Origin of the sequence: Flammeovirga yaeyamensis, assembly GCF_018736045.1 — a bacterium.
GTDB classification, from domain to species: domain Bacteria; phylum Bacteroidota; class Bacteroidia; order Cytophagales; family Flammeovirgaceae; genus Flammeovirga; species Flammeovirga yaeyamensis.
The window spans coordinates 4,817,596-4,837,923 of record NZ_CP076132.1 but is presented as its reverse complement, the minus strand read 5'-3'; the positions used below and the strand labels follow the sequence as shown (position 1 = coordinate 4,837,923).

Genomic DNA, 20,328 nt, shown 5'->3' with positions numbered 1-20,328 from the left:
ATAGAGATCATATCAACTGTATAGAACTAAAACTAAGAGCAATGAATAAATTCTGGATACTAATTATCGCTGTAGTTGGTTTAAATTATCAATTATACGCTCAAAAGGATGCAAAATCGACTAAGAAGAAGCCAAATGTTATTATGATAATGGCGGATGATTTAGGATGGGGAGATGTTGGTTTCAATGGTAATGATGTTATCAAAACACCACATTTGGATAAAATGGCTTCAAATGGTGTTACTATGCCTAAATTTTATGCAGCATCACCTTTATGTTCACCTTCAAGAGCAAGTTGTTTAACAGGAAGAGATCCATTTAGAACAGGTATTTTAGCAGCACATACCGCTGCGTTACGTCCCGCAGAAAAAACGGTTGCAGAGATTTTAAAAGGAGATGGCTATAAGACTGGTTTCTTTGGAAAATGGCATTTAGGTTGGATTGAACCCGATAAGGTAGAATCAAGAGGATATTATTCACCACCTTCATTCCATGGCTTCGAACACTATTTTGCTACAAAAAGTGCAGTTCCAACATGGGATCCAACTAAAACTCCTGAAAGATGGAAAGGATTTGGTGCTAAAAAAGATGGATCTTGGGGAGGATCAAGATATTTTGAAAATGGAGAAATGGTTACTGAAAACCTTGACGGTGATGATAGCAGAATTATTATGGATAGAGCGATTCCATTTATTGAAGAAGCAGCTAAAAATGACGAACCTTTCTTAGCTACAATTTGGTTCCATGCACCTCATGAGCCAGTTGTTGCTGGACCTGAATACTTGAAAATGTACAAGAATGTTGACAATATTGATAAAAGACATTTGTACGGATGTATTACTGCAATGGATGAGCAAATTGGCCGTTTAAAAAAGTTCCTTAAGAAAAAAGGTTTAGATGAAAATACAATCATCCTTTTCACTAGTGATAATGGTGCATGTGGTAGTCAGATGAAAAAAGGAGCAGCATCTGCTGGACCTTATAGAGGTCATAAACATCAAATGTGGGAAGGTGGGCTAAGAGTTCCATTTATTGCTGAATGGCCTTCACATTTTGCAAAAGGTACAGTGGTAAATGAATTTAGAGGTTCTACCAATGATTTGTTACCAACAATTTTAGCGTTAACAGGAACTAAAATGCCAAAAAAACCTCAGGTCGATGGCGTTAGTTTGGTACCAGTATTTGAAGGAGAAGATATGCCTCGAGACAAATATATTGCTTCAGGTTTTAGAAGATTATATAAAGGAATTGACCTTTATGCTCTTATTGGAGAAAGATTTAAAATCTGTATCCCAGATAAGAAAGAACAAACTATGGTGATGTATGACTTAAAGAATGATCCATATGAAACTACAGATGTTTCAGAAAAATTTCCAAAAGAATTTGAAGAGATGAAAGAAGAGTTGGAAAAAGTGAAAAATTCTTGGCTTATGAGTAGAGACGGAGCTGACTATACCTACTAAATAGATAATATCAAAGCTCCATTTTGTGGAGTTTTGGTATTTACTAATTCAACTAAATCTGTCTAAACTTTAAATAAAATGAAAATTAAATTAAGCTTTAAACTAATTATAACCACAATTCTTATTCTCCTGCAATATTCGGTTTCTGCAGGAGACAAGGATAAAGTTTACTTTACAAATGGATTTAAAATTGGTGAAGTAACACAAAACTCTGTAGTAATTCTAACAAGACTTTGTAAGGCTGAATTTCCAGTACCTATTCAGCATAAACAAAAAGAAGCACCTTTTTGCAGCCCAATAGATTTTGATAATGATATGGAAGTTTCAAAAATGGACGGTCATGTGGCAGGGACTTTTGGTCGAGTTAGAATAACATTAATATCAGAAAAAGATACATTAAAAGGCGATTGGACTCATGTCTCCTCTTATGAAGATTATACTTTCAAACAGCAAATTGGCGGTTTGTTACCAAATACGAAGTATGATGTTCTTATCGAAGGAAGAAAGAACTTTAAAAGTCCTAAAACTTCAATTAAAGGAAGTTTTACAACTAGTCCAATGGATCATCAAATAGTTCCTGTAACTTTTACTTCCACATCTTGTCAATATTTTTGGGATTATGATCATCCTGAAAGAGGATTTAATACATATGATGCGATGGCCAAGCTAAATCCTCAATTTCATTGTCAAACAGGAGATTTTGTGTATTACGATAAACCTGGTCCAATGTCATATAACATTGAACTAGCAAGACATAAATGGGGAGCAATCAATGGTTGGCCATCAATTAGAGACTTTTATGCAAATGTTCCATTGTATCTTGAAAAAGATGATCACGACATGCTAAAAGACGATGCTACACCTAAAATTAAACCTCTTGGAGAATTCACATTCTATGACGGTCTAAAAGTTTGGAGAGAAAATGCACCACTTTATGGTACACCGTATAGAACATTTAGGTGGGGGCAAGACCTTCAAATTTGGCTTATTGAAGGCCGAGAGTTTAGAAGTGAAAATAAGTCACCTGATTCGCCAGAAAAAACAATTCTAGGAAAAGAACAGATCGCTTGGTTAAAAGAAACAGTTAAAAATTCTGATGCTACTTTTAAGGTATTGCTTTCTCCTACTCCAATTGTAGGCCCAGATAGAGTGAAGGGTAAAACGGATAACCATGCGAATGCTTCGTTTAAAACAGAAGGTGAATGGTTAAGAAAGTTTTTGGGAGAAAATACAATCTATGTTGTAAACGGTGATAGACATTGGCAATATGTATCAGAAGATCAAGAAACAGGTCTGCTCGAATTTAGCCAAGGAGCCACATCAGATAATCATGCTCAAGGTTGGAAACAAGAAGATGTACGCCCAGAACATAAATTTCTAAGAGTAAAAGGTGGCTTTGTAGCAGTAAATGTATTCAGAGAAAATAATATTCCTACTATTGAGTTTGTTCACTTTGACTGTAAAGGGAATGAAGTCAATAAGGAGGTAATAAAATATAAATCGCTTTAGCAAACTATTTCATCAATTAACTGAAAACGACAATTATTATCGAAAATGAATAGAAACAGGGGAGGGTATTCTCTTCCCTGTTCTTTCAAGAACTAGCCTTTTAATCATTTATTTATAATAGTATGATCAAAATGAGATTAAACCTAATAATATTAATTTGTACTTTTTTTATTGGAATCCAGCCGAGCTGGGCAGTGAAGAAATCAATAAATTCGAACTGGGAATTCTTCACAGAAAAAGAATGGATTGCCCATTTGTATGATCACTCTGTAAATGGTACAAAAGTAAATATTCCACATACTTGGAATAACATCGATGCAGTGGATGAAGAAAGTGGATATTTTAGAGGAATTGGTTACTACAAAAAAGAAATTTTTATTCCTTTAAACTATAAGGACAAGGATTTATCGTTGTTATTTGAAGGGGTGAATCAAGTAGCTACGGTTTTTATAAATGATGTTGAAGTTGGAATACACAAAGGTGGATATACTCGATTTATTTTTGATGTACATCAATATTTAAAATTTGGTGAGCAGAATAAAATGATCATTAAAGTAGACAATAGTTATGATGAAAATATTGCTCCACTATCAGCTGACTTTACATTTTTCGGAGGTATTTATAGAGATGTTTTTCTAGAAGTCAAAAATAAGATTCATTGGAAAAAGGATGAATATGCAGGTGCTACTGTTCATATTAACACACCAAATGTGACAAAAGATAAAGCCTCAGTAAGGTTTAGAGGCCATATTAATAACACTTTAACTACAAATCAAACAGTAACTTTAAAGTGTAAATTAATAGCCCCGAATCAATCAGTAGTATATCAAAGTGCCAAAAAACAAAAGTTGGTGAAATCTGCTGATAAAGAAATAGATGAGACTTTTGAGATTAATAACCCATTACTGTGGAATACTGAAACTCCAAATTTATATCAACTTCATTTATCTATTATTGATGAAAAGTCAGGTAAAGAATTAGACTCTTTTATTAGTTCTGTTGGTTTTAGGTGGTATTCTTTTGATGTAAAGAATGGGTTTGTATTAAATGGGGAACCTTTGAAATTGATAGGTACTAATCGTCATCAATGTTTTGAGGGATTAGGGAATGCGCTTCCAGATGAGTTACATGTGAGAGATATCAAGTTATTAAAAGAAATGGGAGGAAACTTCCTAAGAGTATCACATTATCCACAAGATCCTGTGGTGATGGAAATGTGTGATAAATTAGGGATTTTAACTTCAGTAGAAATACCTCTAGTAAATGCTATTACAGAAACCGAAGAGTTTACAAATAATTCAGTGCATATGGTGAAGGAAATGATTCATCAAAATAGAAATCATCCTTCAGTGATTATGTGGGCATATATGAATGAAATTCTGTTAAGACCACCTTTCAAAAAAGACAAAGAGCGTCATAAAAAGTACTTAGTTAAGGTTAAAGAGCTAACACAATTATTAGAAAACACCGTTAAGGAATTGGATGAAGAGCGTTATACAATGAATGCTCATCATGGCTCAGGAGCATATCATGAAGCGGAAATTTGTGCTATTCCTGATATTATGGGTTGGAACCTTTACTCTGGCTGGTATGGTGGTAAATTCAGTGGTTTTGAAAAATTCTTAGATAAATATCAAGCGCTCTACCCAGATAAAGTGATGATGGTAACAGAGTATGGTGCTGATGTACATGCTGATTTACATAGCTTTAATCCGATACGATTTGATTACACTGTTGAATATGGAAACCTGTATCATGAACATTATTTACCAGCGATATTGGAACGTAATTTTATAGCAGGAGCCGCGATCTGGAATATTAATGATTTCCATTCAGAGCTAAGAGGTTATGCAACACCTCATATTAATAGCAAAGGGATAACTACAACTGATAGAACACCAAAAGATACTTATTACTTATATCAAGCGAATTTCTTAAAAGAACCATTTTTAAAAATTGGGGACAGAACTTGGACTCTTCGTTCTGGTCAAGAATCAAATGGTATCTGCAAGCAACCTGTAGTGGTTTATTCAAATCAGGAGAAGGTGACTTTAAGTGTAAATGGGAAAGAGTTGGGAGAACAAAAAGTCACTCTAGGAAAAGCAACATTTAATGTGCCATTCCAAGATGGTAATAATCAGATTGTTGCAAAGTCAGGAGAATTATTAATCGATATGTTGGATATAGAGTTCAGAATGATTCCCGAGAGCTTTACATCATCTGATGTACCATTATATGAAATAAACGTAGATCTAGGATCAACAAGGTATTATCATGATAAAACATTAAATCAAATATGGATTCCAGAAAAAGAATATACATCAGGTAGTTGGGGGTATATCGGTGGAGAGGCATTTAAAGTGAAAACTAAATATGGAAGTATGCCAGCTTCTGATTTGGAAATTTATGGAACTAAGAATGATCCTATCTATCAAACAAATAGAATGGATTTAGAGGCATTTAAGTTTGATGTTAAAGATGGGTTTTATACAGTAGAATTACATTTTGCTGAACTTTTAGCTAAATCAGATAAAGAAGCATTGGCTTACAACTTAGGTAATGATAAAGTCGAAGAAAATATAAATGAGCGCGTATTTTCAATTTTAATTAATGATGAGTTAGTTGAAGAAGAACTGAATTTAGCGAAAGAATTTGGCGGGGCGAGAGCTGTAATCAAGAAATTCCAAGTAAAGGCGGTAGATGGCCAAGGAATAATAATTAACTGTAAGTCTATTAAAGACAAATCACTGATTAGTGCAATTCGATTATATAAAAATTATTAATGCTAAAAAAATGAATCAATTACTAAAAGTGGGTATTGGGTTGCTAATTATCAATGTACTTTTTAGCTGTGAAAAAAAAGTACATGATGAACCCTTTAAAGTAGAAGTAAGGAAAAAGATCTATCCTGGAAATGGTCAGCCTTCTTATTTAGGTGATTGGGAATTAATGGATACCCAAACTTTGGATCATTTAGATTTAAATAAACTAAAGACAACAAAGTTAGATAAATACGGAGGAGAAATAGAACAAAAGTTCGAATCTACAGGTTATTTTAGAACTCAAAAAATTGATGGAAGATGGTGGATTATTGATCCGCTAGGCCATAAGTATATTCATAAAGCTGTTAATTCTATAAATAAAGGAAAATCTGATAGAAATAAGGAAGCATTTAGAACATTATATGCTACCACATCTAATTGGATGGAAGCAACAGCAGATTTGTTATGGCAAAATGGCTTTAATGGAATGGGTTCTTGGTCTAATTATAAAGCGATCCAAACGAACAATTCAGAAAAAGGAACACATATTTCCTATACTGTAAACCTTAGTTTAATGGGGAAGTATGGCAAAAAAAGAGGAGGTACTTATGCTGTTCCTGGTCATTTAGGGTACCCGAACAATGCCCCATTTATTTTTGACAAAGGGTTCGAAGAATTTTGTTTTGAGTTTGTAAAAAACGAATTACCAAAATACAAAAATGACGATAATCTTTTAGGTTATTTTACTGATAATGAAATGCCATTTAAACGAAATATTTTAGATGGATATCTTAAAAATGATCCAAGTGATGAAGGATATATTGCTGCAAAAAATTGGCTGGAAGAGAATAGTATATCAAAAGGAGAAATTGATGATGCAATTAGAGATCAATTCTTAGCCTATACGATTTCTACCTACATGGAAGTAGTGACAAATGCAATTAAAGCCGTAGACCCAAACCATTTGATCTTGGGAATAAGATTATATACCTCAGAAAAGAATAACGAGTCGTTCATGACAGCTTATGGAAAATATGTTGATGTCGTTTCTGTAAATTATTATCACAGATGGACACCAAAACAAGAGGAAATGAATGATTGGGAAAAGTGGACACAAAAGCCTTTTATGATTACAGAGTGGTACACTAAATCAGATGATACTGGTTTGCCTAATAATGCCGGAGCAGGATGGGTGGTGAAGACACAAAACGATAGAGGTCTATTCTACCAAAATTATACTTTGGGTCTAATGAAAAACAAGAATTGTGTGGGTTGGCATTGGTTTAAATACATTGATAATGATCCAACAATGAAAAATGCAGAATTATCAAATACAGATTCTAATAAAGGAATTATTGATTATAAATATGAACCTTATCAGGATCTAATGATAAAAATGAAAGATTTGAATGAAAGAGTATATGCCTTAATTCAATCTTTTGATCAAGAGTCGAACATTTGAATCTGATAAGAAATGAAGAAATTAATAATTCAATTTATAGTATTACTGTTGCCATTTTTTTCAGTTGCTCAGGATAAACCTAATATTTTGGTGATTATCACAGATCAGCATTCTGGGAAATTTATGACACAAACAGGGTATCCATATTTAAATACTCCTGGAATTGATAAATTGGCAGATCATGGAGTAACATTTACAAGAGGATACTGTGCTTACCCAGTTTGTATGGCATCAAGAGCAGCAATGATCACTGGTGTAATGCCAAGTAAAAGTTCTGAAATGACCACATCTTATGAATCGATAGGTCATAAAATGAAAAACAATGGGTATGAGACAGCCTTTTTTGGGAAATGGCATGTAGCATCTACTAAAATGAAATCAACAGAAGAGTGGCATGGTTTCGATACTTATAAAGATTCTAGAAGAGATAAAGAAACTCAAAATTTATCGGTGAACTTTGTGAAAAAGAAACACAATAAGCCATTTTTTATGGTGACTTCTTACCTTAATCCTCACGATTGTTGTGGGTTAGCTAGGAAAATATCAAATCTAAAAGATAAATATCACGATGAACCTGTGAATCATAATGTTCCTTTAGATCAATGTCCTCCATTACCTGATAATTTTGAAATCCCTAAGGATGAAGCTGAAGGTTTTTACGTTCGACGAAGTCCAGATTCCACCGACATGAAAATGTACAGAAAACATCCTGTTGCCTATTGGAAAGAAAAAGAATGGAGACAGTATATGTATGGTTATGATCGATTAGTAGAAATGGTAGATCGTCATGTTTATAATTTAGTGAATACACTAGAAAAGGAGGGCAAGTTAGATAATACTATTATCTTCTATACAGCAGATCATGGAGACGGTCATGCCGCACATCAGTGGAATCAAAAAATGACATTTTATGAAGAATCTATTAATGTCCCTTTTATAATTTCATGGAAAGGGAAAATTAAAAAAGGAATAATAGATAAAAAGACATTGGTAAATAGTGGTTTAGATCTATATACTACTATTTGTTCATTAGCAGAAATTGATGCTGAAGATCGATTGGGAAAAGACTTATCAAAAGTGATCGATACTAATGAAATGATCAATAGAGATTATGTTATTTCAGAAATGATTCAGCCAGGTTTTACTAATGAAGATAAAACTCCTTATATAGGTAGAATGGTTGTTTCAGAAGATTATAAGTATTTCATATTTGATAAAGGGGAAAATAGAGAGCAATTATTTGATATCAAAAATGACCCTGGAGAATTGAAAAACCTATCAAAAGATGCCAATTATACTAAACAATTAAATAGACATAGGGCATACTTGAGAGAATGGATTGAATCATCTGATGATAATTTTTATCTAAAGTTACCAGTAGAGTAAAAAAAACAGCCTCAGAGAAATCTGAGGCTGTTGTGTATATAATTTTACGCGATAAAATTACATTCTCTTTAATCCTTTCTTCACCTGTTGGTAATCCAAGAAATACATTAATCTTACTGACAAAGTATTTACTTGAGGTTCTTTCCAAAGTTCGTCGATGTTCTCTCTGAAATTATAATGAGAGTTGTGTGTATTATGACCTAACTGATTTCTCCACATCGCAGTAACGAAACTACCTGGCAAGAACTCCCAGCTATAAGTAAGTTCAACATTAAAGTTGTTGTAGTTGGCATCGTGTTCTTTTTCTCCATCTTCATTGATGTCATCGTATTCGGTAGGGAATAAATCTCCTTCTTTCGATAAGTCGTAGAAGTGGTTATAATTTACTCTTCTCCAGTAATGTCTCAATCTAAAAGTCAAGAACATTTTAGGGTTGAAGATGTAAGAAGTCCAGAAATTATTTTCTAAAGTCTTTACTTCACGGTCGCCATAAATAACAGATTCTACATCATCGTTTTCATCTTTTAATGTAGTGGCATACCCTTTTTCATTTCTCTGCTTATTCCAAGAAATTTGATGATTCAGATCGAGTTTATCATTTACTCTATATGTTTGTCCATATCTGTAATAATCATCAAGCTGATTAAACTCTGGTCTTTGCCATACAGAGGCTCTAATACTGATAGAATATTTTTTACTACCGTTTGAACTTACTGTCACGCCGGCATCATGAGATTGATAACGTTTAAAACGGTACCCTTCTTCTCTAGGATCAAAGTAATCGTAACTCATACCTGGAGTAATTGAGGCGTTGGCATAAACACTCCAAAAGTTCTTGAAAAGCATATCACCATCTACCCAAACACGTCTTTTTGTAAAAACTTGAGGGTTGTATAAATAATCTTCGTCGTAACCTATTCTACCCCAAAATCTTTGATAAATGCCTCTGGCTTTAAACTGATTCCATTGGGTATTTGCACGGAAGTTAATGGCGTTGTTCGATCCATTAAAGCCTAAGTCATTCGGATTGTATGTATCTGACTCCACATTTGTAGATAGCCAATATCTCCAATTACCAGAAACTTTAGCATGTGCGATATCAAATCGATGTCCTAACACTGTATGTGCATTTTCTGTAGTAACACCTTGTTCATTCACTTCATCAGCAAAGAATTCCTGACTTAAAGCACCCATAGCTCTAAATTGAAAACGATTATTTCTATCGTATAAATTCGTATGTGCCGTTGTGACATTGGAATTTTTGTATCCTTCACCTCTATAAACGTTTGTATTGATAACACCAATAGTTGAGTTATTAGGAAGGTTCTGATCGATAGCCAGAATATTAAAGTTGGTGACAGGATCGGCATCAACAGTTCTTGTTGTACCTGATAATGTATCTTCTATAATACCAAAAGTAGAATTGGTAACTGAATTAAGAATACCAACCCCAAGGCCTTTTTCAGTTCTACCAGTTAATTTGATAGAATTGATCAAAGGTGCATCTGTAGGTTTATATCTGTACTCTTCGTTTTCTCTCAGGAGGTCATCAGAAGGAGCATTATGGTTTTGTCCAATCCTTCTTGAGTAAAATTGATTCCAACGGTTGAATATCGTAGTGCCTTGAGTGAAGAAGTTTCGGAATTCACCGAATCGAACTTCAAAAGCAGAAAGGTTGAGTACCTCGTTATCTGCTTGTACTTGAGAAAAATCAGGAACTAAACTAACATCTAATGTAAAGCTTTGTCCCAAGCCCAATTTTAGATCGGCTCCACCAGAAAATGTATTGGCTACTTTAGAAGAACCTTGCTTACCCACTACAACATTACTTACATAAGGAGATAACGTTAAACGTAATGGAGGTTTGATATCATATAATCCTCTTAAAGAGCCAAACTGATTTACGTAACCTTGTTTTTCAGCATCAACATTATTCCAAAAAGAAGTTTCGTTATATCTGCGAATGACACGTCCAAAGTTGATACCCCAAACTTGTTCTTTAGCATTAGGCATTCTCAAAGCTCTATAAGGAATAGCAATTTCACATGCCCATCCTTCTTCATTTTTTTGAACAGCAGAAGACCATACTTCATTCCAGTTGCCGTCCCAACCAGAGGTACCTCGAATTCTATCAGATTGTACTCCTGAGGCAGTCACTTCAAACTCAAAACAGTCTTGTTGTTTGTTATAAGTATCAAAAGAAACAATAAAAGAATCTGCAGCACCCGATCCTGAATCACGTCCACCTAAATTGGTACGAATAGAATCTGGGGCTGTATCATACATTTGTGCCATGATGTAAATAGCGTAATCATCATAAGCTACTTGCACCCTAGTTTTTTGAGACGATTTTTCGTTGTTATTTGGCCAGTTTTGAGTAAAATGACCTTCATAGTAATATTTTTTAGACTCGTCATCGTTTAAGTAATGCCCATTTAAACTAGCGGTCAGATTCGTCATATTTAAAGGATCCTTCCACACCTCATCATCCAAAACACCATCCACTTTTGGGGCATGATGTGTAGGCCATGCATGAAGGTTCATCCTATGTAATTGTGCGTGAAGTAAATTTGGAAGTATAACCGCACACAATAATAATATGTTTCTATTTATAGAAGTCAAGTGATTAGTAAAGTTTAAATTCAGTAGTTTAAGTCAATTCGAGGTTCATAATAATTGACTTTGATCGATTTATTTAGATCATAGTTAAGCATACACAAATTGTTCAATTTACACTATATTATCAACCTCGTTAATCAATGTTAACTAATTTATTGTATGTACATATCAAAAGGTTACATCAATTCGCATTTATTGACAAATATACCCCTTAATTAGGTGAATTTTAGACCTATAATAAATGAGCCAAACTTGCTGAAGTAGTTATTTGATAGACGCTTGAAAACCAATCAATTCTAAACATTATTGCCGATTATTATTTGATGTATTACTTTTGCAAGTCAAACACTTATTGGCAGGGCGAGTATTTGATGTCGATTCGGAACGCATCAAAAGAATTGTCCTCGTTTAACAAATAATGAATCATTAAGCTCAGAAATAGGAGGACTGAAAATCCTCAACCTTCTGTCTTAAATTCCTAAAGTAATGAGCGATTTAATTAAGGATATCAATCTTGTAGGAGATGATATTGATCAAAAAGCGGTCTCTTGTGAGGTAAAAGTCACAGAAGATACGGCCAAAGAAGGTCAGCGAAAACTTTACATCGAGAGTTACGGTTGTCAAATGAACTTCTCTGATTCGGAGATTGTGGCTTCAGTAATGCAAGAGAATAACTTTGGTACCACAAAGGATGTAGAGGAAGCAGATCTTGTTTTCTTAAATACGTGTTCTATTCGTGAAAAAGCAGAACAAACGGTAAGAAAAAGACTGACGGTTTTTAATAAAATCAAGAAAAGAAAGCCGGGTATGATTATCGGTGTTCTTGGTTGTATGGCCGAACGTTTGAAAACACAGCTTTTAGAAGAAGAGAAAATGGTAGATATCGTGGCTGGACCCGATTCTTACCGTGACCTTCCAAAGTTAGTGGGCGATGTAGATGAAGGCGATAAAGGTGTCAACGTATTCTTGTCGAGAGACGAAACATACGCTGATATTGCTCCAGTACGTCTAAACTCGAATGGTATTACTGCAATGATCTCTATTATGAGAGGTTGCGACAACATGTGTACTTTCTGCGTGGTGCCATTTACTAGAGGTAGAGAACGTTCTAGAGATCCGCATTCTATTGTAAAAGAAGCACAAGAATTGTTCGATCAAGGATATAAAGAAGTAACACTGTTAGGTCAGAATGTTGATTCTTACAAATGGTCGGACGAAGAAAATAATAAAGCTCGATTAGAGAAGAAAGAGAAAACCGACGAAATAGAAGAGGTAGTGAACTTTGCCAACCTATTAGAAATGGTTGCACAAGTTTCTCCAGATCTACGTGTTCGTTTCTCGACATCTCACCCTAAGGATATTACAGATGAGGTACTTTATACAATGAAGAAGTATGAAAACATCTGTAAGTTTATTCACCTTCCGGTACAGTCGGGTAACACAAGAGTATTGGATTTGATGAACCGTACCTATACAAGAGAATGGTACATCAATAGAATCGATAAAATTAGAGAAATATTCGGCGACGAATGTGGTGTCTCTTCTGATATGATTACAGGTTTCTGTTCTGAAACAGAAGAAGAACACCAAGATACTTTATCGTTAATGGAATATGTAAAATTCGATTTCAGTTACATGTTCTTCTATTCGGAACGTCCGGGTACTTTAGCAGAGAAAAAACTAGAAGACGATATTCCATTGGAAGTGAAAAAACGTCGTCTTCAAGAAGTCGTAACATTACAACGTCAGCACGCTGCTGAGCGTAATGCACTGAATGTTGGTCAGACGCAAAAAGTATTGATCGAAGGTTATTCTAAACGTTCGAACGAACATTTCCAAGGTAGAAACTCAGCCAATAAGGTGATCGTTTTCCCTAAAGGAGATGCTCAAATTGGCACTTATGCAATGGTGAAAGTTCACGATTGTACGGGTGGTACTTTATTAGGTGAATTAGTCTAAAGAGCACTCTCGAGTTATTGGGGATTGTTGTTGGGGGCATGGTTGATATCGTGAACTCAATAACAATCCCCTTTATTTTTTGTATATTCGATGAAGCATATCAACAACCCTAGAGACATATGTTAATCGAATTTTCTGTGACCAACTTTAGGTCAATCAAAAACGAACAAGTACTATCGCTATTACCTTCCTCAAGAGTAAGAAAACACACATGTGAGAACAGGTTGCTGATGCATAAAAATTACCCACAGACAGAAACATTAGCTTCAGCAGTTGTTTTTGGGGCAAATGCATCAGGAAAAAGTAATTTATTAAGAGCGTTAGAAGCACTATCTGTGATGGTTCAGGAAGGTCATGATAGTGCCATTGGAGAAGGAGCAAAAGCCTATGTTCCTTTCAGATTAGATCGATTATCAAGAGAACTGCCCACAGAATTTTATATCCGATTTATCGCCTTAGACGGCGTTCAATACGAATATGAACTATCTAGGGATGCCGAAAGTATCACAAGAGAAGCATTGTATTCCTATCCAAAACAAAGAAGGGTCAAATTGTTTGAGAGAACTGAAAATATGCCTGTTGTTTTTGGTAAAAAAATGAAGGGCGATAAGCAGTCGATTGCCCGTCATGTGATGCCCTATCAGTTACTATTGGCTAAAGGTGCCCAATTAGGTTTACAGCAATTAGAAGCACCTTGGGGCTTTTTTAAAAGTCATTTAAGAGCTTATATTTTATATAAATCAGTGTACGATGATGCCCTCTTGCAAGGTATTGCCAAGCATATTAATAACGACGAAACAGGAAGATTCCTCAATAATTTAACCCAATTGGTCAATAATGCTGATACCGGTATTAAAGGAATTGATGTTGTTCAGGAAGATTCGGAAATGATGGGACTATTTGAAGGTAGGAGAAGGTTTCAGATTAAAACAATACATCATTCAGAAGATTCAGAAGACGATCAACCCATATTATTTGATTTAAAAGAGGAATCCATAGGCACAAGAAAACTAGTGGCTTTAGGAGGATTAATTTTAAGAGTATTAGAAGCTGGGGACACATTGGCTATAGACGAGTTGGATCAGAGTATGCATCCTCACTTAACAAGAGCATTGATCAAGCTGTTTCATAATCCAAGAACGAATCCAAAAAGGGCTCAGTTGATTTTTTCTACCCATGATGCTTCTTTATTAAATAACGACTTATTTCGTTTTGATCAGGTTTTCATTTCAGAGAGATCAGAGGAAGGGATTACTGAAATATCATCTGTTTCTGATGTACCCAATTTAAAGAAAGAATTGCCTTTGGAGGAATGGTATTTAACCGGAAAATTTGGAGGTACGCCAGCAATTAATCCGTTTGGTTTGGATTTCGATTTTAATGTAGGAGGTGATAATGAGGAATAGGAGAAGAGATAAAACCAGAGCATTAAGGCAAAGAGTTTTGATCCTCTGCGAGGGAGCGAAAACAGAGCCAAACTATTTTAATAGTTTAAAGCAGGATGCCTCAAAAAAACGGTATTTAACGGCTGTTGATGTAGAAGTATATCAACCAAAAAGTCATTCTCCATTAGGATTGGTGAGAGAAGCCATTATCAAAAAGAAAAGAGCACTTACCAAAGGAAATCCTTATGAAACCATATGGCTGGTTTTTGATCGAGATTACCACAAACATATCGAAGAAGTGATATTGATGGCAGGGGAAAATGATATCCGAGTGATCATATCAAATATATGTTTTGAAATATGGTTCTTGCTTCATTACGAAGACCTTGATGTCAACAAACACTTTTTAAAATGTGGGAATGTCATCAAACATATTCAACAGAATTATGTGCCGAGGTATCATAAGAACGGGAAGAACTATCAACAGTTAAAAGAGACCACACCTTTGGCTATAAATAGAGCGAGAAAAATGGAAGAAGTATTTGAAAGAGGAGTTCTCTCTCATCTAAAATTTCATGAAAGAGAACCTTATACGAACGTTTATGTTCTTGTGGAATATTTGTTGGATCTTTAGCTCCAACCAAACGTTTGCCAAATAATGCTTTTCACAAAGTAGCCAATCGTTACAATTATTGCCGTCAATATCAAAAAGATGAAAGCGGTAAAAACGATCAAACCTGTTGAACTTTTATTGACTTGATTTATCGCCTGAGGATTTTTCTCATAGTATCCCTCAATAAGTTTCAAATTGTTTCGGTTTGCTCTATAAAAAATATCCAAAACATCCCCTAATGCAGGTACTAATCCAATCAAATAATCAATCAATAAATTAAATGCCATTGCCATAATTAAACGGTAGGGTAAACCGTTCCTAGCAACGGTAAATAAGGCAATTCCTGAGATGGCTACAGAGACCGTATCACCTACAACAGGAACAAATCCAATAAGTGCATCTGCACCCACAGTAAACCGTGTTCCAGGTATTTTGATAGCCTCATCCATAATACCGCTAATTCTTTTTAGTGTCTTGTAAGAGGGATCATTAGAATAATCCTTAGATTGATCGATCATTATATTTATATACTGTTATTTTTTTCTTAATTTGTATAATAGTTCATGGTTATAGTTCAAGCTTAGCCAAGAATCTTATAAAATTAACATATACGCCTAAGATGAAAAATTTAATGAAAGCAATTGCTTTATTTTTTGCATTATTTTGTTCTATTGCTGTTTCTGCTCAGACCTATAACTATGTAGACGACTCTGGAGAAAAGAAAGAGGAAGATCAAAAGCAATTGAAAGAACCCACTCAACAAGAAGTAGATGCTTTAAAACAACAAAATAATAATGGAGGATCTCTAAGAGATCGTATGTTTTTTGGTGGTGGCCTTGGATTAGGATTTTCTAACCGCTACACAAGAATCTTGGTATCACCAATGGTTGGTTTTAAAGCTACAGAAAATTTTCATGTAGGTATGGGATTAGTATATGAATATTACAGACAAAAAGACTTCCCTGTTTATGGTACTAACTATGAGACTCATAATTATGGTATTCGTCCATTTGCAAGATATTTAATTGATGTTAGTAATGGATTAACTATTTTTCCTCAGGTAGAATATTATGGCTTTAGTTATGAAAGAATAGAAAGTTACGATGCACGAAGCAATACTTTATATACTGAAAGACAATGGCAAGATCAATTCTTAATTGGTGGTGGTGTTTCTCAAAGACTAGGAGAAAGAGGAGCTGCGAACATTATTGCGTTGTATGATTTATCTTGGGACAGTGATACCTCTTATTACAATTCACCTTGGGTACTTAGAATAGAATTTGCTTTCTAAATTCACTATTTTGTGAAAAATATTAAAGAATTTGTAAAGCGGCTTTTTAGTCGCTTTTTTTGAAGTATGAATGTTGAAATAAAAGAAATAAATGCGGCTCAAACTTGGGCCATTCGACATAAAGTAATGTGGCCTAATGAACCTTTGTCGTATGTGAAAATCCCTGATGATGACAAAGGACAACACTTAGGTTTATTTGTCGGTGATCAATTAACTTCAGTGATTTCTTTATTCATGGACGAAGACAAGAATGTACAGTTCAGAAAATTCGCCACATTAATAGAAGAACAAGGAAAGGGATACGGAGCAATGCTTTTAGAAAAAGTAATTGATATCGCAAAAGGTAGAGGAGCAAAACTACTTTGGTGTAATGCTCGAGCTTCGGCCACAATATTGTATGAAAGAGAAGGATTAAAACAAACAGACACTTCGTTTATTCGTAAAGGGATCTTGTTTGTGAGAATGGAAAAGAAGTTATACTAAGTAATTACTTTAAAAAATGACGGCTTTGTAGATGTATAAATCTATGAAGCCGTTTTTTATTATGACCTTAAGCCATTCAATAAATTAGAAAATACAAAGAAGTTTATATTACTTTTTTAGCAATCTTCAACAAAATATGTATTTGAATGAACCAATTGACTATTTTCGTTTAACATTATTACTTATCTACTTTAACAAAAAGTTACCATTAACTATGAGCCTTACGAATTCTATTGACTACCCAAAAGCAACAAAGATTTACAAGAACTATTACCAAACGTTACCGCACATCTCCTTTGATGTGGAAACACTAGAAGTGATTGAAATGAATTCGAATTTTGTTATAACATACGATTATCATTTCAGAAGAAAATTTACACTTCACGATTTATTCCCTTTAATTGATATGACAGAAGTTTATCATCAATTGTTTGCAACGAAAACCAATATCAACCTCAAAGCAAAACTGATAGGAGGGAAAGCAAAATTGCAAAATGTGTTATTTAATAGTTCGATTATCAACGGAAAATTGCATTTGATTTTCCAATAATGATGTGAATATCAAAAACTTTAAAAAAAGCTCAGTAGAAATTAATCTGCTGAGCTTTTAATTTTGAAAATGATTTACAATTATCCATCAAAAAAATTAATAGTATCGCCAATTAAATAATTGATGAATCACATGTAATTGAAGTGTTTGTTAGTGTTCGTTGACTTTCACATTAGTCTACTATTTATAAATTTCAATTTCTAAGGGATTTTGAATTCTTTTAGCAAAAGTCTCTAGGTAGGAGTTCCACTCTTCTGCTGAGTTGAATTGTTTACTTCTACCCCAACCAAAACCTGCATAATAATCTACTGTTTTCTCAGCCTTTGTAACCACAAGAAGGTGACTGCCATCTTTGTACTCTTTTTTATTATCAAAAGCTTTTTCGATGGATTGAGGAGAGATGACTATACCTACTCCTAACATTTCATCATCAATGTCTTCTATGTAACTAAATACGCCTTTTTGAGTATTGATAAATGATTTTCCTTTCTTATTGTGTAAAGTTAAACCAATGCCTGCTGCTGGGATATCGTTGTCATCTACTTTAAAAGAAGAATTGAAATGGGTTAGATTACTCCCCAAATCCAAACTGATAATTTTGGTTTCTGAAATACTCTTTCCATCAACATCCCAAGGTTGATAATCCAATTGAAATACAGTACGAATTGGCCCTTCTGCAATGGTTTTATATGCTGAAAAATTCTTTGATGTATACAGAGAATCATTTACCCAAAAACCAATTCCTCCTACACCTCTACTTGGTCCAACATGATAGGGATCGTAACCTTCTCCCGAATCTTTATGATAAGCGCCAGGCTTCTCTAAATTGTTTTTATACCATTTATTGATGATAGGATATTCCACTCTTTTCAACCATGCATCAATTCCGCTTGTAAGTGTACCTCCTTTAAGATTATTCTCTGTTCTTTGTTGTGCATCAGGCCCAAAAGTTCTGAAAGCTACACGGTCGTTTTCCCAAGTATAATCGTCGGTTCTTTCTGGTACGAATCTAGAGTAAGTGGTGATGGAAGACGTTGGTTGATTTTCTTCATCTTTAAGAGGGCGAACCACAAATTCTAAAGAAGCATTGGCTGCTATTTTCGTTTGGAAAATCCATTGATCATTCTTTCCATCACCATCAAGATCTATCCACTGATTAAGGAGTAATTCCTGTGTTTTTTTATTGACGATTACCAACTGATCATCACCATAAACATCAATTAATTCTTTAAAATCAGAGGCTTCTAATTCAATGGTTTCTAACCGATCAATATTTAAAGAGTTTTTGATAGTTATACTGATATCTTCCTTCTTATCACATCCTGTAAGTTGAAATAAGAAGAGCATTCCGATGAGTAAGAAGTTGATGTTTTTATTTTCCATTTTCAGATAATCAATTGGTATATAGTATTAAAAAATTATTTGATTTTAGCCATTTCCAATTTAGGTAAAATCAAATGAATGATACCTAAAATTATAAGGTAAGAACAACCGGCGATTAAGAACATCCAGAAGTAGGCTCCCGATCCGGAACCGTCTAATGTAAGTCCGAGAATAAAATCGATGGTCATACCTGTAATGGCTCCAATCATGCCGCCAAAACCTACTACAGAGGCAGTGGCTTCTTTAGGCATAGTGTCGGAAACCACCGAGAAGAGGTTAGCAGACCATGCTTGATGTCCTCCAGAAGCTAATGCTATCAGGCAGGCTGCCAACCATTGATTTTCTGTAGTTGTTGCAAAAACCACAGGTAAAATACACAATGCACATATTAATAATGATATCTTTCTAGCCTTGTTAAGTGTCCATCCTTTATCAATAAAATAGCGTGATAGATAACCGCCTCCAATACTTCCAAGGTCGGCCACTACATAGACAATCACTAATGCAGCCCCTAATTCTTTAATAGAAACCCCGAACTTATCAGAAAAGAACATTCCTGACCAGAACATGAAGAAATACCATACTCCGTCCGTCATTTTACCAATAGAGAAGGCCCATGTTTGTTTAAGACCAATTAATTTTTTCCATGGTAATTTCTTCACCGCTTTTTCCGCTTCATTCATTGTTGCATCATCCTGTTGAATGTACTCCAATTCTTCTGAACTTACTTTAGGGTGCTTTTCTGGTTTTTTATAAGTATTTAGCCATAAGAAAACCCAAATAGCACTTAGTGCACCTGTTACTAAAAAGGCATATTGCCAATTTGTACCATCATCTAATACAATAGCTGTTACTACAAGAGGGGCTAGAATTGCTCCTACATTCGAACCTGCGTTAAAAATACCTGTAGCGAACGCTCTGTCTTTTTTAGGAAACCATTCGGCAACAGTTTTTACGGCGGCAGGGAAGTTACCCGATTCACCAATACCCAAACCAAATCGAGCAGCGATAAATCCTACAATACCAAAAGCGGGTCTTAATGCAGCATGAAGCATCCCGAACGTACTCCAAATAGCAATAGAAAGTGTATAACCGATTCTAGTGCCAAATTTATCGATAATACCTCCCATTGAAATCATACCGACTGCATAGGCAATCTTAAATGCAATATTAATGGTAGCATAATCTGATTTAGACCAAAGGAATAGTTTTTCCAAAGTTGGAGCTAGTACACCAATAATACTCCTGTCCATATAGTTTATGGTTGTGGCCATAAAAAGTAGTGCAAGAATTCGGTATCTATATTTTCCTGTTGTTTTGGCAGAACCTTCTTTATGTTCGCTATCAACAATTAGTTCTTGTTCAGTATTCATTGTAATAGTAAGTGTTGTGTTGTTATAGCAGAGAGAGTTATCTTATTTAAAGACATACTCCCTCTGTGGCTATCATAATTGAGTTGCTTT

The 20,328-nt window shown here is 34.6% G+C and carries 15 protein-coding genes; 11 read left to right on the top strand and 4 right to left on the bottom strand.

All coding sequences use genetic code 11. The features are described from left to right. Positions 1-41: 41 nt before the first annotated feature. The 5 genes from KMW28_RS19260 (at position 42) to KMW28_RS19240 (ending at position 8,582) form a co-directional block, all read left to right on the top strand. The gene (locus KMW28_RS19260) at positions 42-1,463 is read left to right on the top strand and encodes a sulfatase family protein (RefSeq protein ID WP_205958221.1); all 1,422 of its coding nucleotides are present in this window, start codon (positions 42-44) and stop codon (positions 1,461-1,463) included. A gap of 78 nt (positions 1,464-1,541) precedes the next feature. Next, on the top strand, positions 1,542-2,972 hold the full coding sequence (locus tag KMW28_RS19255) for an alkaline phosphatase D family protein (protein ID WP_169665981.1): 1,431 nt from the start codon (positions 1,542-1,544) through the stop codon (positions 2,970-2,972). 194 nt (positions 2,973-3,166) lie between these two features. Continuing rightward, entirely contained in the window at positions 3,167-5,755 is a 2,589-nt protein-coding gene (locus KMW28_RS19250) for a glycoside hydrolase family 2 TIM barrel-domain containing protein (protein ID WP_169665983.1), read from the top strand. Between the two features lie 10 nt (positions 5,756-5,765). Continuing rightward, the gene (locus tag KMW28_RS19245) at positions 5,766-7,196 is read left to right on the top strand and encodes an agarase (RefSeq protein WP_169665985.1); all 1,431 of its coding nucleotides are present in this window, start codon (positions 5,766-5,768) and stop codon (positions 7,194-7,196) included. 12 nt (positions 7,197-7,208) lie between these two features. Continuing rightward, entirely contained in the window at positions 7,209-8,582 is a 1,374-nt protein-coding gene (locus tag KMW28_RS19240; protein WP_169665988.1) for a sulfatase family protein, read from the top strand. A gap of 57 nt (positions 8,583-8,639) precedes the next feature. On the opposite strand, the gene KMW28_RS19235 is transcribed toward KMW28_RS19240, so the two are convergent. Next, positions 8,640-11,126 (bottom strand): DUF5916 domain-containing protein, encoded by a 2,487-nt coding sequence (locus KMW28_RS19235; protein ID WP_215585766.1) that lies wholly within the window; start codon positions 11,124-11,126, stop codon positions 8,640-8,642. Positions 11,127-11,687: 561 nt separating this feature from the next. On the opposite strand from KMW28_RS19235, the gene miaB reads away from it, so the two are divergent. The 3 genes from miaB (at position 11,688) to KMW28_RS19220 (ending at position 15,179) form a co-directional block, all read left to right on the top strand. Then, entirely contained in the window at positions 11,688-13,160 is a 1,473-nt protein-coding gene (gene miaB, locus KMW28_RS19230) for a tRNA (N6-isopentenyl adenosine(37)-C2)-methylthiotransferase MiaB (RefSeq protein ID WP_066211818.1), read from the top strand. A 119-nt stretch (positions 13,161-13,279) separates the two neighbouring features. Beyond that, on the top strand, positions 13,280-14,566 hold the full coding sequence (locus KMW28_RS19225; RefSeq protein WP_084005946.1) for an AAA family ATPase: 1,287 nt from the start codon (positions 13,280-13,282) through the stop codon (positions 14,564-14,566). Continuing rightward, positions 14,556-15,179: an RloB family protein gene (locus KMW28_RS19220; RefSeq protein WP_066211822.1), complete on the top strand. Its 624-nt coding sequence runs from the start codon at positions 14,556-14,558 to the stop codon at positions 15,177-15,179. Before KMW28_RS19225 ends, KMW28_RS19220 begins: the two co-directional genes overlap by 11 nt. Here the strand turns inward: KMW28_RS19220 and KMW28_RS19215 are convergent. Further along, positions 15,176-15,676 (bottom strand): DUF4112 domain-containing protein, encoded by a 501-nt coding sequence (locus KMW28_RS19215; RefSeq protein ID WP_066211824.1) that lies wholly within the window; start codon positions 15,674-15,676, stop codon positions 15,176-15,178. The genes KMW28_RS19220 and KMW28_RS19215 overlap by 4 nt on opposite strands. A 101-nt stretch (positions 15,677-15,777) precedes the next feature. On the opposite strand from KMW28_RS19215, the gene KMW28_RS19210 reads away from it, so the two are divergent. From KMW28_RS19210 to KMW28_RS19200, 3 genes are all read left to right on the top strand, one after another. Continuing rightward, on the top strand, positions 15,778-16,449 hold the full coding sequence (locus tag KMW28_RS19210) for a large conductance mechanosensitive channel protein MscL (protein WP_066211825.1): 672 nt from the start codon (positions 15,778-15,780) through the stop codon (positions 16,447-16,449). 66 nt (positions 16,450-16,515) lie between these two features. Beyond that, positions 16,516-16,932 carry a GNAT family N-acetyltransferase gene (locus KMW28_RS19205; protein WP_169665991.1) on the top strand — a complete coding sequence of 139 codons (417 nt, stop codon included), beginning with the start codon at positions 16,516-16,518 and terminating at the stop codon, positions 16,930-16,932. Positions 16,933-17,146: 214 nt separating this feature from the next. Then, entirely contained in the window at positions 17,147-17,482 is a 336-nt protein-coding gene (locus KMW28_RS19200) for a hypothetical protein (protein WP_169665992.1), read from the top strand. A 180-nt stretch (positions 17,483-17,662) separates the two neighbouring features. Here KMW28_RS19200 and KMW28_RS19195 read toward each other — a convergent pair whose 3' ends face one another. Together KMW28_RS19195 and KMW28_RS19190 are read right to left on the bottom strand one after the other, a co-directional pair. Beyond that, on the bottom strand, positions 17,663-18,865 hold the full coding sequence (locus KMW28_RS19195) for a DUF4861 domain-containing protein (protein WP_205958222.1): 1,203 nt from the start codon (positions 18,863-18,865) through the stop codon (positions 17,663-17,665). Positions 18,866-18,900: 35 nt separating this feature from the next. After that, a complete protein-coding gene (locus KMW28_RS19190; RefSeq protein ID WP_169665993.1) occupies positions 18,901-20,238 on the bottom strand; it encodes an MFS transporter in 1,338 nt (445 codons plus the stop codon). Positions 20,239-20,328 lie beyond the last annotated feature (90 nt).